Raw genomic sequence first — 15409 nt, 5'->3', positions numbered from 1 at the left:
GGCAGGAACGCCATCTTGATCGCCAATCGTGCGAATGGTCGGCCGCATTTTCGCGACGTACGCTTGGGTCATCGTCGGCGATCCGGCGCTGCACCGGCAGCGCCGCGCTGTTCGCCGCTTTCGTCCAACCAGGAGCGCCCATGTCTTCCACGACCGATATCCAGCGACCGGCGCGCGTCGAACCGACCGACGCGCAGAAGGCCTTCCGCCAGGCGATGGCTCACCTCGGCGCGGCCGTCAACGTGATCACCACCGCGGGACCGCACGGCCGCTGCGGGATCACCGCGAGCGCCGTGTGCTCCGTCACCGACGCGCCGCCGACGCTGCTCGTGTGCCTGAACCGGTCGAGCGCGATGCGCGCAACCTTCGAGCGCAACCGTCATGTGTGCATCAACGTGCTGCCGGCCGAGCACGAGCTGCTCGCGCGACACTTCGCGGGGCTCACCGACCTGCCGATGGAACAACGCTTCGAGTTGCCCGTGTGGGATCGCGGCGAACAGGACGTGCCGGTGCTGCGCGATGCGCTCGCGAGCCTGCAGGGCACGATTGCCGAGATGAAGGAAGTCGGCTCGCATTCGGTGATGTTCATCGAGGCGACGTCGATTCGCGTGCGCGACGATGGCGACAGCCTCATCTACTTCAGCCGCGCATTTCATCGCGTGTCGCGCACCGCATGCGTGCGGTGACCGGCACCTGACTACGCGGACGGACGCAGCGCGCGCTGCCCGGCCGCGAATGCAGCGCCCGCGAACAGCGTCAGCGCCGAGTACACGAGCCCGCGCGCCAGCCCCGCACTGTCCGACACCCAGCCGATCGCGACCGGCCCCGCGATCTGCCCGAACGCGAAGACCGTCGTGAATGCGCTGATCCCCTTCGCCCAGCCGTCGGACGGCAGGTTGTGCCGCACGAAGGCCGTCGTCGACGCGACCGCCGACAGGAACGTCGCGCCGAACAGCAAGCCCGATGCGAACGCGGCAGCCGGATGCACGAACAGCGCGGGTATCAGCGTCGCGACGCCGAGCAGCGCGTTGAGCACGGCGAGCGCCTGGCCGCCGCGCATCCGGTCGAGCAGCCCCGACCACAGCCGCGCCGACACGACGGTCGCGATCCCGAGCATCACGTAGAACGCGGCGACCACCGTGCCGCTCATGCCCGCGCCGCGCAGCAGCGCGACGATGAACGTCATGTAGCCGATATAACCGACGCCGAACAGGCCGTAGCCGGCCAGCGCGAGCGCGAAGCGGGCCGGGCTCGCGGTCGCCACCGGTGTCGCGCCGCTGGCCTGTCCGGCCGGCGCCGCATGCACGCGCTCGATGCGAAACGCGGCCGCCACGGCCGCCGCAGAGAACAGCACGCACGCCGTTGCGAGTGCGAACCACGCGGGCTGCCAGCCGTGCACGCGTGGCACGAGCGTGGCCGGCACGAGCAGCGACGACGCGACGATGCCCCATCCGGTGCCGCCGTAATAGAGGCCGAGCAGCAGCCCTGCATCGCGCGGCGATGCGGATGCGAGCCGCGCAGCCAGCACGCCGCCGCTGATGAAGATCAACGCGCTGCCGATACCCGTCGCCAGCCGCTGCGCGAGCAGCGCGTGCATGTCCGCCGTGAACCCGCCCGCGGCCATCAACACGGCGGTCAGCACACAGCCGGCCGCGAGCAGCGTGCCCGCGCGCCAGCGCTGTGACAACAGCGGGAATGCGAGCGCGCCGATCAGGTAGCCGGCCGCGTTCGCCGTGTTCAGCGCGCCGGCCTGCGCGAATGTCCAGCCGAGATCGGCCTTCATCGGCGGCAGCAGCAGCGCATACGAAAAGCGTGCGAGGCCGAGCGCGATCGCGCTGCCGAGCGACAGGCAGATCGCAAGCCGCCATGCGGCCATGCGGCCGGGATCGGTTGTGCCGGCGTCCGGCCGCGAGCGGCCGCCAGGCTCCGGTTGCGGCACTGCGCGCATCGGGGGTGTCTCCATCGTTGTTTGATTCCGGGGCTTCCGCCACCGTCGGTCGATCATACTGGAGCCGCCGTGAAACCGGCGCGCGCAGGCGGCAAAAAGCCGACGGCCGGTGTGCCCGGTTCCCGCTCTCCGGCGCGACGCGCGCGACGGCCGAAAACGCGGAATACCGGCCCGCGCTGGCACGCACTACCGCCCGAGTCCGGCCGCAAACGCCGCAAGCAACGCACGCCCTTCGCGCCATCCCGCCAACCCGGAAGCCGCGTTCAGATGGCCGTATGCGCCGAGCAGAAGCGGCGTCGCGCCCCGTTCCGTTACCCATTCGAGCGCGCGCCCCGACGGGTCGTACGGATCGTCCGCGCTCGCGATCGCAAGCACCGGCAAGCGATCGAACCGACTGCTCGGCAGGTTCGCGAACGCGGCGGCGGCCACCGGAAAACGCGGCCCTTCCGGGTCGGGCACGGCCACGAGAAACGCGCCACGCACCGCGCGCGCCGACACGGCATGCCAATGCGCGAACAACAGACAGCCCAGCGAATGACAAATCACGAGCGGAGGCGCCCCGGCGTTCGCGACTGCCTCATCCAGCGCCGCCGTCCAGTCGGCCAGGTCGGGTGCATCCCACGAAGCCGGCGCGATGCGTGCGGCGCGGGGAAATGCCGTCTCCCAATGACTCTGCCAATGATCCGGTCCCGAATTGCCGATACCCGGCACGATCACGATCGCTTGATCCATCACTCTCCTCCATCAACGGAAGCCCGCAGTGTGACGGGGCGCCGATCGGCATGGAATGGCAAGTCATCGGTTATTGAGACAAAATGCCGATGAATCAACGGTACTGGAGGACCGTCATGCCGGACGAAGCACTCGATCGCCTGGATCTTGCGATCCTCGAAGCGCTGCAGGACAACGCGCGAACGCCGCTGTCGGAAGTGGGCAGGCGCATCGGGCTGTCGCAGCCCGCCACCTCGGAGCGTGTCAAGCGGCTGGAAGAACGGGGCATCATCGCCGGCTATGGCGCGCGGATCGATCCGGCGGCGCTGGGGTTGGGCATGATGGCCATCATCCGGCTCAAAACGACTCACGAGCACATCAAACCGGCGCTGCACACGTTCGCCGAGATGCCGCATGTCATCGAAGTCCACCGCATGACCGGCGAAGACTGCTTTCTGCTGAAGGTGCTGGTGCCGACACCGGGCCAGCTGGAGACCCTCATCGACGCGATTGCCCGCTTCGGCGCGGTCACGACTTCGCTGGTGCTGCACTCCGAACCGACCAAGGCGATCGGAAAGGCGCTGCTCGGTTGACGAGCGCACGCGGACCGACTGCGTGGCGCGTGAAATCAGCGGAGCGGTTCGAGCGCCTGACGATCGCGCATGCGGCTTTCGTGAATGACATAAATCGCATCAATCCGGGCAATTGAATTTTAATTAAAAATAATCGCATCCATTTCGTTGATCCGGATTCCATTTTCTAAAAAAATGATGCGCGATCTTCACTCGTTTTATTCGGCTCTTTCGATCTGAAAATCGCAAACTCTCCGTGTTTAGCACGCTTCTGCTAAAAATCCTGTAACGCATTGCATTCGCAAAATCATCAGACTAATATCGACGCCACTCGTCCGGTATTCACAAAATGCGGAACGAGGAGCGGCACTATTTTTGCCGCGCTTTCATGTTGAATCACTCATGTTCACCACAGGAGAATTGACATGCAGGAAACCCAGCAAATCGAATTGCTTGACTGGATGCAGGAAGACACACACCCCGAGGCCGTCGACATGATGGTCGAGGACGCCGTGGTGCCGTTCGGCACCGCGCTCTGGCCGGTCTGAGCGGGCCACCCGTTCTCGCGGAAGGGCCGCGGCCCTTCCGCCGCTTCCGGAGATACGCATGCTGAACCTGCACCGCGCGCTCGGTTTTCACCCGGCGCTGCGCGACAAGCTGGCACGCGGCGAATCGGGAAAACTGCTGGTCGGCTACGACACCCGCAACCGCGACATCGCGTTGCGCGCCTTTTCCGCCCTGCCCGATTCGCTCGACGCGACCACCCTCTGCCTCGAAAGCACCCCGCCCGCCGACATCGCCGCCGCGCTCGACGACGCCGACCTGTTCGTGCTGCTGTACGACTCGTCGTGCCTGCCGACGCCATCGCCGAGCGGGCCGCCGTTCCTCGCCGCGATCCGTCCCGCGATCGTCGAGCACTGGAGCAAGTCGGTTTTATTCAAGGATTACGGCCCGCACCTCGACGAGGCGTTCGCCGAATCGCTCGACGACATCGCCGCACGCAACGGCCGGCTGATCGAGGCCGCCGCACGCGCGTCGCAGATCCGCTTCATCGACGAAGCCGGCAACACGCTCGCGGGCTCGCTCGCGCCGGACCAGAAATGGACGAGCGTGGACGGCATGGGCAACCTCGACGTCGTGCCCGGCGAGATCGCGACGCACGTGACCGACCTGAACGGCTCGGTCGTGTTCAGCGGCACGTTTCTCGGCACCGTGCCGTTCGCGATCAAGTACAAGGTGGCCGAGCGGCTCGCGACGCTGCATGTCGAGCACAGCACGATCGTCGATTTCGACACCGACGATGCGGGCTTCCGGCGCGATTTCTCGACCTATCTCGACCGGCACGCGAATCACCGGCGGATCGAGGAATTCGGCATCGGCACGAACCTCGGCATCCGCGGCCTGTACGGCCGCAACGCGGGGTTCGAGGAACGCCACCCTGGGCTGCATCTCGGGCTCGGCGGCGGCGAAAACGGCAGCCACCATCTCGACCTGATCTTCGCGCGCGGCACGCTCGCGCTCGACGAACGGATCGTGTTCGACAGCGCGTTCGCCGTCTGACGCAGCGGCGGGCTGCTCAGGCTTCGGCGGCGGCCGCGTCGCCGAGCCACTTGAACATCACGAAGCAGTCGACGAAGCCGAGCCGCGCGTGACGGTATGCGCGCGGCAACCGGCCGACGATCTCGAATCCCAGCTTCTGCCACAGCGCGACCGCGACCTCGTTCGTCGCGACCACCGAATTGAACTGCATCGCGAGGAAACCGCGCTCGCGCGCCACCTGCTGCGAGTGCTCGCACATCAGGCGCGCGACGCCGCGTCCGCGCGCGGCCTCGCTCACCATGTAGCCGCAGTTGCTCACGTGCTTGCCGGGCCCGGCCGCGTTCGCTTTCAGAAAGTACGAGCCGAGCACCACGCCGTCCTCCTCGGCGATCCACGTGCAGAGCGGCGCGTCGAGCCACAGGGCGCGTGCCGCTTCCGGCGTCGGTTCGGGATCGAATGCGTAGGTTTCCTGAGCAGAAACGATGGCGCGGTAGGTCGGCCAGAAGCGCGCGAAATCGTCGTCGGTCATCGGGCGGATCGTGATCATGCGGGGTCTCTCGTGAGGATGATGTCGACAGGCAAGGCAAGCAAGCGAGCGATCGTACCGCGATTCATCGCGGGTCGCCTTCTCGCCGCGCCGTGCTGCGATACGCGCCCGGCGGCACGCCGTACCAGCGCTTGAACGCCTGCGAGAAACTGGAGAGATCGCTGAAGCCGAGCCGCTCGGCCACGTCCGCGAGCGACAGCCGCGCATCGCCGAGCAGCGTCTCGGCCATCGCCCCGCGCGTCTGCGCGAGCAGCGCGCGAAACGTCGTGCCCTCCTCCTGCAGCCGCCGCTTGAGCGTGCGCGGACTCGTGTTCATCAGCCGTGCCATGTCCTCGAGCGAGAACGGCGCGCTGCCGGGTGTCGAGTTCAGGTACTGGCGCACCATCTCCGACGTGCCCACGCGTGCACGCCGCGCTTCGACGAGTTGTCCGCACATCTGCTCGCACATCGACACCGTCAGCGGATTCGCATGCGGCAGCGGCCGGTCGAGGAACGCGCGATCGAACGCGAGGCTGTTCGCACGCGCCGAGAACGTCGGCTCGATGCCGGCGATGCGCGGCGCGGCGAGCGCCGGCGAACGCGCGGCCTGCAGCGTGAAGCGCGACAACGCGAAATCGCCGCTGGCGATTTCCTGCAGCAGCACGGCCGCGGCCGTCATGTCTCGCTCGACGAGGAACCGGCTCAGGTCGGCGTCGAGTTCCGGCGCGCCGAAGTTGAGCACGCCGGTGTCAGCGGCCTCACGGTACGTGATGACGGTGTACGCATACGTGAGCGGCAAAAAGCGCATCGCCAGCGCGAGCGCATCGCGCCCGGTCGCACTCGCGATCAGCCCGTAGCCCCACACGCCGTACGCGGAGAAGTGATAACGCTGACCGACCTCGAACCCGAGGCCCTGTGCCCGGCCGAGCGCGCGGAGCAGGTTGGCGGTCAGCCGCAGCTCCTGCGCGGCCGTCACTTCGACTTTCGGGTCGTCGAGCTGCGCGCTCGCGAGGCCCGTGCCGGCCAGCAGCGTGGCATGCGGCACGCCGCGTTCGTCGCCGAAATCGACCAGCAACCGGGCGCTGGCCGGACTCCGGGTGAAATCCCAGAAGCTCATGCGGAGAAACCCTCGAAGCGCCGATTTGGCCCAAATACTAAAACAATTGTCCCCAAGCAGCATTGGTGTTTTCCCATGCGGCCCGCACCATCGGCGTCATCCAGTCGTCGCCCGAACGACGCCATCGCCCCAGGAGGAGACACCATGCGACCGAGTCGCCCGACCGATCCCGCCGCCCGCTTCGCCCGCCGGCGCGCCGCCGGTGCCCGCATGCCGACACGCATCGCGTGACCCACCGATTACCAAAGAAAGGAGACGATTCCATGAGCAAGACTTTCGACTACATCGTGGTCGGTGGCGGGTCGGGCGGTTGCGTCGTCGCGGGCCGGCTGACCGAGGACCCGGCCGTGACCGTCTGCGTGCTCGAGGCCGGCGGCCGCGGCGACAGCGCGGCCGTCAACGTGCCGATCGGCGCGGTCGCGATGATGCCGACCCGCCTGAACAACTGGGCGTTCGACACGGTGCCGCAGCCGGGGCTCGGCGGGCGCATCGGCTATCAGCCGCGCGGCAGGACGCTTGGCGGTTCGTCGGCGATCAACGCGATGGTCTATATCCGCGGCCATCGCGCCGACTACGACGGGTGGGCCGCGCTCGGCAACGAAGGCTGGGCGTATGACGACGTGCTGCCGTACTTCCGCCTGAGCGAGCACAACGAGCGCTTCGACGATGCCTGGCACGGCCGCGACGGCCCGCTGTGGGTCAACGACCTGCGCACCGGCAACCCGTTTCATGCGCGCTATCTGGAAGCCGCACGACAGGCCGGCCTGCCGCTCACCGACGATTTCAACGGCGCGCAGCAGGAAGGCATCGGGATCTACCAGGTCACGCAGAAGCACGGCGAACGATGGAGCGCGGCGCGCGCGTACCTGCTGCCGCACGTCGGGCGCCGCGACAACCTGAAGGTCGAGACGCATGCGCAGGTGCTGCGCATCCTGTTCGACGGCACGCGCGCAACCGGCATCGAAGTGCGGCAGCACGGTGAAGTCCGCACGCTGCGCGCGCGGCGCGAAGTCGTGCTCGCGGCCGGCGCGCTGCAGACGCCACAGTTGCTGATGCTGTCGGGCGTCGGCCCGGGCCGCGAACTCCAGCAGTTCGGCATCGCCGTACAGGCCGATCTGCCGGGCGTCGGCCGCAACCTGCAGGATCATCCGGATTTCATCTTCGGCTACCGCACGCGCAGCGTCGACACGATGGGCGTGTCCGTCCGCGGCGGACTGCGCATGCTGCGCGAATTCGCCCGCTTTCGCCGCGAACGGCGCGGGATGCTGACGTCGAACTTCGCGGAAGGCGGCGGTTTCCTGAAAACGCGTGCCGATCTTGCCGTGCCGGACATCCAGCTGCATTTCGTCGTCGCGCTCGTCGACGACCATGCGCGCAAGCTGCATGCCGGCCACGGACTGTCGTGCCACGTGTGCCTGTTGCGGCCGCGCAGCCGCGGCTCGGTCACGCTGAACAGCGCCGATCCGCTCGCGGCGCCGCGCATCGATCCCGCGTTCTTCGACGATCCGCGCGATCTCGACGACATGGTCGCGGGCTTCCGCATCACGCGTCGCCTGATGGATGCACCGGCGCTCGCCAGCTGGGCCACGCGCGACCTGTTCACCGCGAACGTGACGACCGACGACGAGATCCGCGACGTGCTACGGCGACGCACCGACACCGTCTATCACCCGGTCGGCACCTGCCGGATGGGGCACGACGCGCTCGCCGTCGTCGATCCGCAACTGCGCGTGCATGGCCTGCAAGGGCTGCGCATCGTCGATGCATCGGTGATGCCGACGCTCATCGGCGGCAACACCAACGCGCCGACGATCATGATCGCCGAGAAGGCCGTCGACCTGATGCGCGGCGTGTGCCGCGTGCCGGCGCAACGGCATACGGAAGAAACCGTCAGGACATCGACGGATTGCGACCCTACCCTTGCAACCCACGCCGCGCACGATGCCCACCAGCCCGAGGAAACCCGCCATGCTGTCGCCTGATCCTTCCCGTTCCGCCGGCTCCACCACACCGCTTGCGGCGATCATCATCGGCGCCGGCTTCGCCGGCATCGGCATGGCGGTCGCGCTGCAGCGCGCCGGCATTCACGATTTCGTGATCGTCGAACGCTCGCACGACGTCGGCGGCGTGTGGCGCGACAACCGCTACCCGGGCGCCGCGTGCGACGTGCCTTCGCACCTGTACTCGTTCTCGTTCGAACCCAATCCCGCGTGGTCGCACGTGTTCGCGCCGCAGCCTGAAATTCTTGCGTACCTGCAACACTGCGCGCGCAAGTATGATCTCGCACGCTATCTGCGCTTCGGCGCCGAAGTCGAACACGCACGCTACGACGAAGCCGGTGCGCTGTGGCACGTCACGCTGCGCGACGGCACGACGCTGAGCGCCGCGCTGCTCGTCAGCGGCACCGGCCAGTTGAGCCGCCCCGCCATGCCGAACCTGCCCGGCATCGACACGTTTCGCGGCCGTGCGTTCCACTCCGCACACTGGGATCACGATTACGCGCTCGCCGGCAAACGTGTGGCCGTGGTCGGCACCGGTGCCTCGGCGATCCAGTTCGTTCCCGCGATCGCCGGTGACGTGCAGCGCCTGACCGTATTCCAGCGCTCGCCGGCCTATGTGATGCCGCGCCCCGACCGCGCGTATCGCCCGTGGGAAAAGACGCTGTTTCGCCGGCTGCCGGCGGCGATGAAACTGCATCGCGCATCGATCTACCTGCGCTACGAAGCGCGTGCGATCGCGTTCACGCGCCTGCACGGGTTGATGAAGGTCGCGGTCGGCAGGCCATTTCGCAAGCTGCTCGCGCGCGACGTGCCGGACCCCGCGCTGCGCGCACGGCTCACGCCCGATTATCCGGTCGGCTGCAAGCGCATCCTGCTGTCGAGCGACTATCTCGCCGCGATGAGCCGCGACCATGTGGCACTCGTCACGGAGCCGATCCGGCGCGTGACCGAGGACGGAATCGAGACCGTCGACGGCGTGCATCATCCCGTCGACGCGATCGTCTACGGCACGGGGTTCGCGGCGACCGAATTCCTGTCGCCGATGCGCATCACGGGCCGCGGCGGCATCGACCTGAACGATGCATGGCGACGCGGCGCGCAGGCGTATCTCGGGCTCACCGTACCCGGCTTTCCGAACTTCTTCATGCTGTACGGCCCGAACACCAACCTCGGTCACAACTCGATCGTCTACATGCTCGAAAGCCAGATCGCGCACGTGATGCGCTGCGTGCAGGCGATGCGTCGCGACGGCGCGCGCGAGATCGACGTCGACGCGCACCGCTACCGGCGTTTCAACGTGCACGTGCAGCAGCGGCTCGAAGGGTCGGTGTGGAGCAATTGCAAGAGCTGGTACGTCGATGCGTCGGGGCACAACAGCACGAACTGGCCGGGCTTCACGCTGACCTACCGGTGGATCACGCGCTTCACCGGCATGTCCGCGTACCGCTTGTCGCAGCCGCTGCCCGGGTCGGTCGCGCCGATGCACGGCGCGGTGGTCGCGCCGCCCGCCGGCGGACTCGAAGCCGCCACGGCCGCTTCGCTACGCGGTTTCCTGCGTGTCGCGTTCCGGCCGCTGATCGGGCCGCCGTTCGGCGCGCGCATCCAGCGCCGCGTCGTCGCGCTGCTGTCGCCGCTGATGCCCGGCGTGGGCGGCACGCTGCGCTACCGCACGTCGGCGCAGCGTGTGCCGGTCGAAGTCGTCGCGCCGAAACGCGGCGATACGGGTGGCGCGATCCTCTATCTGCACGGCGGCGCGTTTTGTCTCGGCGGGCCGCATACGCATCGCGGCGTGACGACGCGCCTCGCGAACGATGCGGGCCTGCCGGTGTGGGTGCCCGATTACCGGCTCGCGCCCGAGCATCCGAGCCCGGCCGCGCTCGACGACGCACTGGCCGCATACGACGCGATGCGCACGCAGGGTCATGCGCCGCACCGGATCGTGATCGCCGGCGACTCGGCCGGCGGCGCGCTGGCGCTGGCGCTCGCCATCGCGCTGCGCGAGCGCGGCGAACCGGCTGCCGCCGCGCTGCTGCTGATCTCGCCCGTGACCGACCCGGCGCTCGGCGGCGCGACGCTGGCCTCACGCCGCCACGACGATCCGATGATCCGGCGCGGCTGGCTCGAACAGGGACTGCGCTGGTATCACGGCACGGGCTCCACCGCGGCGCGCGGGCCGCTCGACACCGACCTGCGCGGCCTGCCGCCGATGCTGATCCAGGCCGGCGACCAGGAAGTGCTGCTGTCCGATGCGCAGCGGCTCGCGGAGCATGCACACGCGTGCGGCGTGCCGTGCCGGCTGGAGATTCATGCGGCGCGCTGGCATGTGTTTCATCTGCAGGCGTTTTACTTGCGCTCGGCGCGGAATGCGTTGCGTACGTTGGCGAAGTTTGCGTCGGAACGCGTCGCCACGACGGCATGACGATGAAACGAGGACGCACGACGATCAGCACATGTCCGATCGTCGTACCCGCTTGCAACGAAGCGACACCGACTTGCGAAAACCGGTCGGTTATTTTTTTCCGCCGCATGCGGCCGTCATGATCTCCCGCAAACCCCGGCGCGCCGCCGGGGCGACAACCATCCCACCCTGGCGGAGACATCATGAAAAGAAGGCACACCCTCAACGCGCTTGCACTGCTCTGCTGCGTCGGCATCCAGTGCGCAACGTCGGCATTCGCCGACGAACCGAAGAAGGTCGCGTTCGTCGATACCGGCAACACCGGGCGCAGCGTGATGGCCGAAGCGATTGCCGGCCAGTTGATCGCGCAGCGCCACGCGCATGTCGCGGTGATCTCGCGCGCGGTCGATGAGGATCCGTACGACGAAAAGCCGGAGGAGAACGGCGTGATCCTGATGAAGCAGCGCGGGATCGACACGTCCGCGCACCGCTCGGTGCAGTTGAACGCGAACGACGTCAAGCATTCGGACGTCATCCTCACGATGACCGACAAGCACCGGGAAAAGGTGCTCGCGCTCTATCCGGCGGCCGCCGGCAAGGTGTTCACGCTGGCCGAGTACGCGACCGGGAAACACCTCGACGTGCCCGACGCATGGGGCAAGCCGATCGACTTCTACGAATCGGTGACCGCGCAACTCGACACGTACATCCCGGCCGCGCTCGACAAGGTCGCGACGGCCGCGCCGGCGAAGCAGTAATTCACACCATCTGCCGGCTCGCAGCACGCGCGGCGTACCGGCAGATTTTCCGCCCCATCCTTCATTCCCTCGCGCTCCCCGTCTCGGCGTACGTCTCCCCTCATCACTCCATCGATACCGGCCATTTGGCCGAATCGTCATGCGCCATCCCGGATGAAAGAATGATCGTCGTCCGGGAAGCCAGCGCTCCCGCCGTCAAATCCCGAACCAAGAAGACGCCGCATGCGCGTCGGCCACCCAGCCATTGCGATGCGAACCGTTTCGTTTCAGTTACCCTTTTTGTAGTTTATAAGTTACAATGCTCTCCAAGTTCGAACTGCTTCGCTATCAGCGCGACGACGGTCGCGAGCCTTTCACGGAATGGCTCAACGCCGTGCGCGACAAGGTCGCGCAGGCACGGATTCGCGAACGCCTGCGCCGCGTGCAGACCGGCAACTTCGGCGATTGCGAGCCGGTCGGCGAAGGTGTGATCGAACTGCGCGTCCATGTCGGCGCCGGCTACCGCGTGTACTTCGGCCGGCACGGCGGCGCCTTGGTGCTGCTGCTGTTCGGCGGCGACAAGGCCAGTCAGTCCGACGACATCAGGCGCGCCAAGGAACACTGGTCGAACTGGAAACGGAGGCAAACATGAACAAGCTCAAAGGCGCGGTATCGCACCACGATGCGGAAGTCGCCGAACTCGGCGCCGACCGCGAGCTCGCGGTCGCCTATCTGCGCGTCGCGATGGAATCGCTCGACGATCCCGACAACCGCGCGGCCGGCCTGCTCGCGCTGCGCACGGTCGCGGAAGCGTACGGCGGGCTCGGCGCGGTCGCGGCCGAAGCCGGCATCAGCCGCGAATCGCTGTATCGCACGCTGTCCCCGAACGGCAACCCGACGCTGAAAACCCTGCTCGCGGTGCTCAAGACGGTCGGCCTGCGCCTGTCCGTCGTTCCCGCGCAGCCGTCGCACGCGTAAGCGGCGCACCGCGCGCCGGCCCCCTCACGGCGTGACCATCCAGACCAGCAGCATCGCGTCCGGCGCGGCCGTCGTCCCCGCCGGCGGATGCCCGATCGTCGGCTCGACCGCCAACGCCTGCGCAATCGCCGCCGCATCGTCGATCGTCGTCGTGTGCACGATCGTCATCAACCGCGCCGGCCGGCGCAGCGTTTCGCGATACAGCGCGCCGTACCACAGCGGCCGCATGCCGAGCGCATCCTGCAACACGTACGGATAACGCCACAACCGCAGCACGAAGCGGCTTTCCGGGCGGGCCGGATCGACGCGGACGAACACGCGCCGCGTGCTTTCGCCATGCGTGTAGCGCGGCAGCACCGGCAGCGTGTCGACGGGCGCCTGCGGCAACAGCCAGCGCAGCGCGGTGGCCGGCGACCACGGCGTCGCGCGCTGCCAGCCGGCCTGCGCGAGATGGCGGTCGAGCGTGTCCGACGTCGCGCTCCATTGCAGCGGCAGATATTCCTCGCGGTCGCCGCCGATCTCGGTGCGCCGCGTCGGCACGCGCTGCCACCCGCCGCGCAGCCACTGGTCGACGGTCATCGCGACCACATCGCCGACATGCGGACGCGCCGCGCGATCGAGCTGCCATTGGGCGGGCACCGTCCATACGCCGGCCGTCGCGAGCACGACGACGACCGCGACGAGCGCGCCTCGCGGCTGCACATGCTCACGCACGCGCCAGTACGCATAGGCGCCGGCGAGCAACGCGAACCACGCGAGCCCGAGGCTCCATCCGCCCAGCAAACCCGACAGCCAGGTATCGCCGGCGTACAGCCGCGCAAAGCCGCCGAGCACGATCCACAGCACGACCGCCGTCACGACCGGAATGCGCCACAGCGCGGGCCGGTCGCGCGTCAGCGCCCAGCCGAGGCCGCTGCTCGCGAGGATCGCGAAGGCGGCATCGGCGTCGGGCAGCGGCACGTGCAGCGCGCCGGGCGGCAGGCTCGCGGGCGTCGCGCCGGGCACGCCCGCGCCGAACACCAGCACGAGCGCGACGGCGACGCCGACCGTCGCGAGCCACCATGCAGCCGTCAGCCAGCAGCGATGGATCATCAGCCAGACGAGAAACGCGGCCGCGACGATCAGCCCCGTGTCGTGTCCGTGCAGCACGGCGAGCGCGCTCATCGCGGCGTCGACGGGCGGCGTGCGCAGATTCTGCAGGAACGCGTACAGCGCGATGTCCGCATGCATCAGCGGATCGTTCGCGACGACGTCCTGCACGATCCTCGCGAACAGCCACACGCAGCCGATGAACAACAGCGCGAGCACGGGCACCGCGCCCGGCAACCCGCGCAGGTAGGCGATCCCGTCGTGCAGCCGCGCGCCCAACCGCGGCCAGCGGCGCGCGCATGCATGCACGGCTTCGGCGAGCGCACGGCACAACAACGGCCAGCCGCGCCGCAGCGCGACGCGCACGCCGATCCACACGAGCGCGACCAGCGCGGCCACGACCAGCAGGATCGCGGCGACCCGCACGCTGATCGCCGCGGCCAGCGCGGCCGACGCGCCGAACAGGATGCCGGGCGCAATATGGACAGGCGCCCACACGAGCGCCGAGATCACGTTGACCGGATAGAACGACCGGCGCGGCAGCGTCGCGCAGCCGACGACGACCGGCACGACCGCCCGCACCGGCGCGAGAAAGCGCGCGAGCACGATGCTCTTCATGCCATGACGCAACACGAATTCCTCGCCGCGCGCGTAGGCGCTCCCATAGCCGAAGCGCGTCCACGCGTTGCGGATCATCCCGCGGTAATGCCGCCCGAGTTCGTAGCTGATCCCGTCGCCGATCACCGCGCCGACGGCCGCGATGCCGATCGTCGCCCACGCGTCGAGCGCGCCCGCGCCGATCAGCGCACCCGCCGCGAACATCACGGCGCCGGCCGGCACGATCGTGCCGATCAGCGCGATCGCCTCGGCGCAGGCGGCCACGAACACGATCGCCAGCACGAGCAGCGGATGCGCGCCGATCGCACCGATCCACGCATGGATCGTGTCGCTCATCGCACACTCCCGAACGGTGCGGCCCGGTGCGCGAACACCGGGCCGGCAGGGGCATTGGATACGTTCATCGCGACATGCGCACGCTCGCGCCGGCGTCTGGGTCAGGGGGCAGGTGTCAATCGAACTCGTGTTGCCGCGCGTCAGCCTCCAGCGGCGCGTCGTGGTAGCCGACCGTCGCGATCTCGTGCAGATAGCGAGCAAGAAACGCGCCGATCGAGCCGGCGGCCTCGTATTGATGCACATGACGGAATTCGTGGGTCAGCAGGCGGCGTGTGTCCTGCCCGCGCAGCACGTACACCGCATGACCGAGCGTGAGGCCGATCGTCCCGGGCGACAGCAGCCCCGTATCGCGCGCGATCGCGGCAAGCGTTGGCGTCTCGGGAAACGGCATGCGGTCGACCGCCACCACGCGGATCCGCTCCGGTTGCGCGACGCCCACCGTGCGCGCGTCGTCGGCTTGCCCCGGCGTCAGCGGCGCGCCCTGCGCGATTCCGCGCGCCGCCTCGGCTTCGGCCCACGCGACGGCGGCGGGCAGTGCGGACGGCAGGATATCGGCAAGGTCGATCATTGCGGGGCTCCTCGGTTCGCGTAGATGGCATCGGGCACCAGTTTAGTCCCGAAATGGAGCGGTTCGCGGGGCAGTTCCGGTGAAGGCGCGCCGGGCCGCGCCGACTGCAACGCCCATCCGGGAATACCCTGATTCGCATGCGCTCCGCCCCGTACCCTGTCCCTGAAATTATTTCGTTTCAGTGCACATTCCGCGACCAACCATTCTGAAAATTTCGCGAACGCGTACCGTTTTCGGGTTCGGGGGCATATATTGATCAGAAGAACGGCCGC

At 68.2% G+C, this 15409-nt stretch carries 15 protein-coding genes; 9 read left to right on the top strand and 6 right to left on the bottom strand.

Going from position 1 to position 15409, the window contains the following annotated elements:
- Positions 1-140: 140 nt before the first annotated feature.
- Complete coding sequence (gene hpaC, locus HWW87_RS01475) at positions 141-686, top strand: 4-hydroxyphenylacetate 3-monooxygenase, reductase component (RefSeq protein ID WP_174429292.1); 546 nt, start codon at positions 141-143, stop codon at positions 684-686.
- 11 nt (positions 687-697) lie between these two features.
- Here the strand turns inward: hpaC and HWW87_RS01470 are convergent, their stop codons facing one another.
- Positions 698-1948, bottom strand: a complete 1251-nt coding sequence (locus HWW87_RS01470; protein ID WP_175820650.1) for a YbfB/YjiJ family MFS transporter — start codon at positions 1946-1948, stop codon at positions 698-700.
- A gap of 186 nt (positions 1949-2134) precedes the next feature.
- Complete coding sequence (locus tag HWW87_RS01465) at positions 2135-2680, bottom strand: alpha/beta hydrolase (RefSeq protein ID WP_175818956.1); 546 nt, start codon at positions 2678-2680, stop codon at positions 2135-2137.
- Positions 2681-2796: 116 nt separating this feature from the next.
- Here HWW87_RS01465 and HWW87_RS01460 point away from each other — a divergent pair, with 116 nt between their 5' ends.
- The 3 genes from HWW87_RS01460 (at position 2797) to HWW87_RS01455 (ending at position 4791) form a co-directional block, all read left to right on the top strand.
- The gene (locus tag HWW87_RS01460; RefSeq protein ID WP_174429294.1) at positions 2797-3252 is read left to right on the top strand and encodes an Lrp/AsnC family transcriptional regulator; all 456 of its coding nucleotides are present in this window, start codon (positions 2797-2799) and stop codon (positions 3250-3252) included.
- A 404-nt stretch (positions 3253-3656) separates the two neighbouring features.
- Positions 3657-3779 (top strand): hypothetical protein, encoded by a 123-nt coding sequence (locus HWW87_RS37395; protein WP_006479692.1) that lies wholly within the window; start codon positions 3657-3659, stop codon positions 3777-3779.
- A 58-nt stretch (positions 3780-3837) separates the two neighbouring features.
- Positions 3838-4791 (top strand): leucyl aminopeptidase, encoded by a 954-nt coding sequence (locus HWW87_RS01455; protein ID WP_175818955.1) that lies wholly within the window; start codon positions 3838-3840, stop codon positions 4789-4791.
- A gap of 16 nt (positions 4792-4807) precedes the next feature.
- On the opposite strand, the gene HWW87_RS01450 is transcribed toward HWW87_RS01455, so the two are convergent.
- Positions 4808-5317, bottom strand: a complete 510-nt coding sequence (locus HWW87_RS01450; RefSeq protein ID WP_175818954.1) for an N-acetyltransferase — start codon at positions 5315-5317, stop codon at positions 4808-4810.
- Between the two features lie 64 nt (positions 5318-5381).
- The gene (locus HWW87_RS01445; RefSeq protein ID WP_175818953.1) at positions 5382-6413 is read right to left on the bottom strand and encodes an AraC family transcriptional regulator; all 1032 of its coding nucleotides are present in this window, start codon (positions 6411-6413) and stop codon (positions 5382-5384) included.
- Positions 6414-6676: 263 nt separating this feature from the next.
- On the opposite strand from HWW87_RS01445, the gene HWW87_RS01440 reads away from it, so the two are divergent.
- The 5 genes from HWW87_RS01440 (at position 6677) to HWW87_RS01420 (ending at position 12526) form a co-directional block, all read left to right on the top strand.
- Positions 6677-8395, top strand: a complete 1719-nt coding sequence (locus tag HWW87_RS01440) for a GMC family oxidoreductase N-terminal domain-containing protein (protein ID WP_175818952.1) — start codon at positions 6677-6679, stop codon at positions 8393-8395.
- On the top strand, positions 8382-10832 hold the full coding sequence (locus HWW87_RS01435) for an alpha/beta hydrolase fold domain-containing protein (protein WP_175818951.1): 2451 nt from the start codon (positions 8382-8384) through the stop codon (positions 10830-10832). The genes HWW87_RS01440 and HWW87_RS01435 overlap by 14 nt, the downstream gene beginning before the upstream one ends.
- A gap of 182 nt (positions 10833-11014) precedes the next feature.
- Positions 11015-11569, top strand: a complete 555-nt coding sequence (locus HWW87_RS01430) for a protein tyrosine phosphatase (protein WP_174429300.1) — start codon at positions 11015-11017, stop codon at positions 11567-11569.
- Positions 11570-11867: 298 nt separating this feature from the next.
- Complete coding sequence (locus tag HWW87_RS01425) at positions 11868-12200, top strand: type II toxin-antitoxin system RelE/ParE family toxin (protein ID WP_174429301.1); 333 nt, start codon at positions 11868-11870, stop codon at positions 12198-12200.
- A complete protein-coding gene (locus tag HWW87_RS01420) occupies positions 12197-12526 on the top strand; it encodes a transcriptional regulator (RefSeq protein ID WP_006479699.1) in 330 nt (109 codons plus the stop codon). The genes HWW87_RS01425 and HWW87_RS01420 overlap by 4 nt, the downstream gene beginning before the upstream one ends.
- Before the next feature lie 24 nt (positions 12527-12550).
- Here the strand turns inward: HWW87_RS01420 and HWW87_RS01415 are convergent, their stop codons facing one another.
- Both HWW87_RS01415 and HWW87_RS01410 read right to left on the bottom strand, forming a co-directional pair.
- Positions 12551-14569, bottom strand: a complete 2019-nt coding sequence (locus HWW87_RS01415; RefSeq protein WP_174429302.1) for an LssY C-terminal domain-containing protein — start codon at positions 14567-14569, stop codon at positions 12551-12553.
- Positions 14570-14684: 115 nt separating this feature from the next.
- Positions 14685-15137 carry a hypothetical protein gene (locus HWW87_RS01410; RefSeq protein ID WP_174388929.1) on the bottom strand — a complete coding sequence of 151 codons (453 nt, stop codon included), beginning with the start codon at positions 15135-15137 and terminating at the stop codon, positions 14685-14687.
- Between the last annotated feature and the right edge of the window lie 272 nt (positions 15138-15409).

Origin of the sequence: Burkholderia sp. BCC0419 (assembly GCF_902830285.1) — a bacterium.
GTDB lineage: Bacteria > Pseudomonadota > Gammaproteobacteria > Burkholderiales > Burkholderiaceae > Burkholderia.
This window is presented reverse-complemented; position numbering and strand designations above follow the sequence as displayed.

What these genes read in the sequence shown, in the direction of transcription:
- hpaC (WP_174429292.1), top strand. Translation starts at nt 141, where the DNA reads ATGTCTTCCACGACCGATATCCAGCGACCGGCGCGCGTCGAACCGACC.
- HWW87_RS01470 (WP_175820650.1), bottom strand. Translation starts at nt 1,948, where the DNA reads ATGCGCGCAGTGCCGCAACCGGAGCCTGGCGGCCGCTCGCGGCCGGAC.
- HWW87_RS01465 (WP_175818956.1), bottom strand. Translation starts at nt 2,680, where the DNA reads ATGGATCAAGCGATCGTGATCGTGCCGGGTATCGGCAATTCGGGACCG.
- HWW87_RS01460 (WP_174429294.1), top strand. Translation starts at nt 2,797, where the DNA reads ATGCCGGACGAAGCACTCGATCGCCTGGATCTTGCGATCCTCGAAGCG.
- HWW87_RS37395 (WP_006479692.1), top strand. Translation starts at nt 3,657, where the DNA reads ATGCAGGAAACCCAGCAAATCGAATTGCTTGACTGGATGCAGGAAGAC.
- HWW87_RS01455 (WP_175818955.1), top strand. Translation starts at nt 3,838, where the DNA reads ATGCTGAACCTGCACCGCGCGCTCGGTTTTCACCCGGCGCTGCGCGAC.
- HWW87_RS01450 (WP_175818954.1), bottom strand. Translation starts at nt 5,317, where the DNA reads ATGATCACGATCCGCCCGATGACCGACGACGATTTCGCGCGCTTCTGG.
- HWW87_RS01445 (WP_175818953.1), bottom strand. Translation starts at nt 6,413, where the DNA reads ATGAGCTTCTGGGATTTCACCCGGAGTCCGGCCAGCGCCCGGTTGCTG.
- HWW87_RS01440 (WP_175818952.1), top strand. Translation starts at nt 6,677, where the DNA reads ATGAGCAAGACTTTCGACTACATCGTGGTCGGTGGCGGGTCGGGCGGT.
- HWW87_RS01435 (WP_175818951.1), top strand. Translation starts at nt 8,382, where the DNA reads ATGCTGTCGCCTGATCCTTCCCGTTCCGCCGGCTCCACCACACCGCTT.
- HWW87_RS01430 (WP_174429300.1), top strand. Translation starts at nt 11,015, where the DNA reads ATGAAAAGAAGGCACACCCTCAACGCGCTTGCACTGCTCTGCTGCGTC.
- HWW87_RS01425 (WP_174429301.1), top strand. Translation starts at nt 11,868, where the DNA reads ATGCTCTCCAAGTTCGAACTGCTTCGCTATCAGCGCGACGACGGTCGC.
- HWW87_RS01420 (WP_006479699.1), top strand. Translation starts at nt 12,197, where the DNA reads ATGAACAAGCTCAAAGGCGCGGTATCGCACCACGATGCGGAAGTCGCC.
- HWW87_RS01415 (WP_174429302.1), bottom strand. Translation starts at nt 14,569, where the DNA reads ATGAGCGACACGATCCATGCGTGGATCGGTGCGATCGGCGCGCATCCG.
- HWW87_RS01410 (WP_174388929.1), bottom strand. Translation starts at nt 15,137, where the DNA reads ATGATCGACCTTGCCGATATCCTGCCGTCCGCACTGCCCGCCGCCGTC.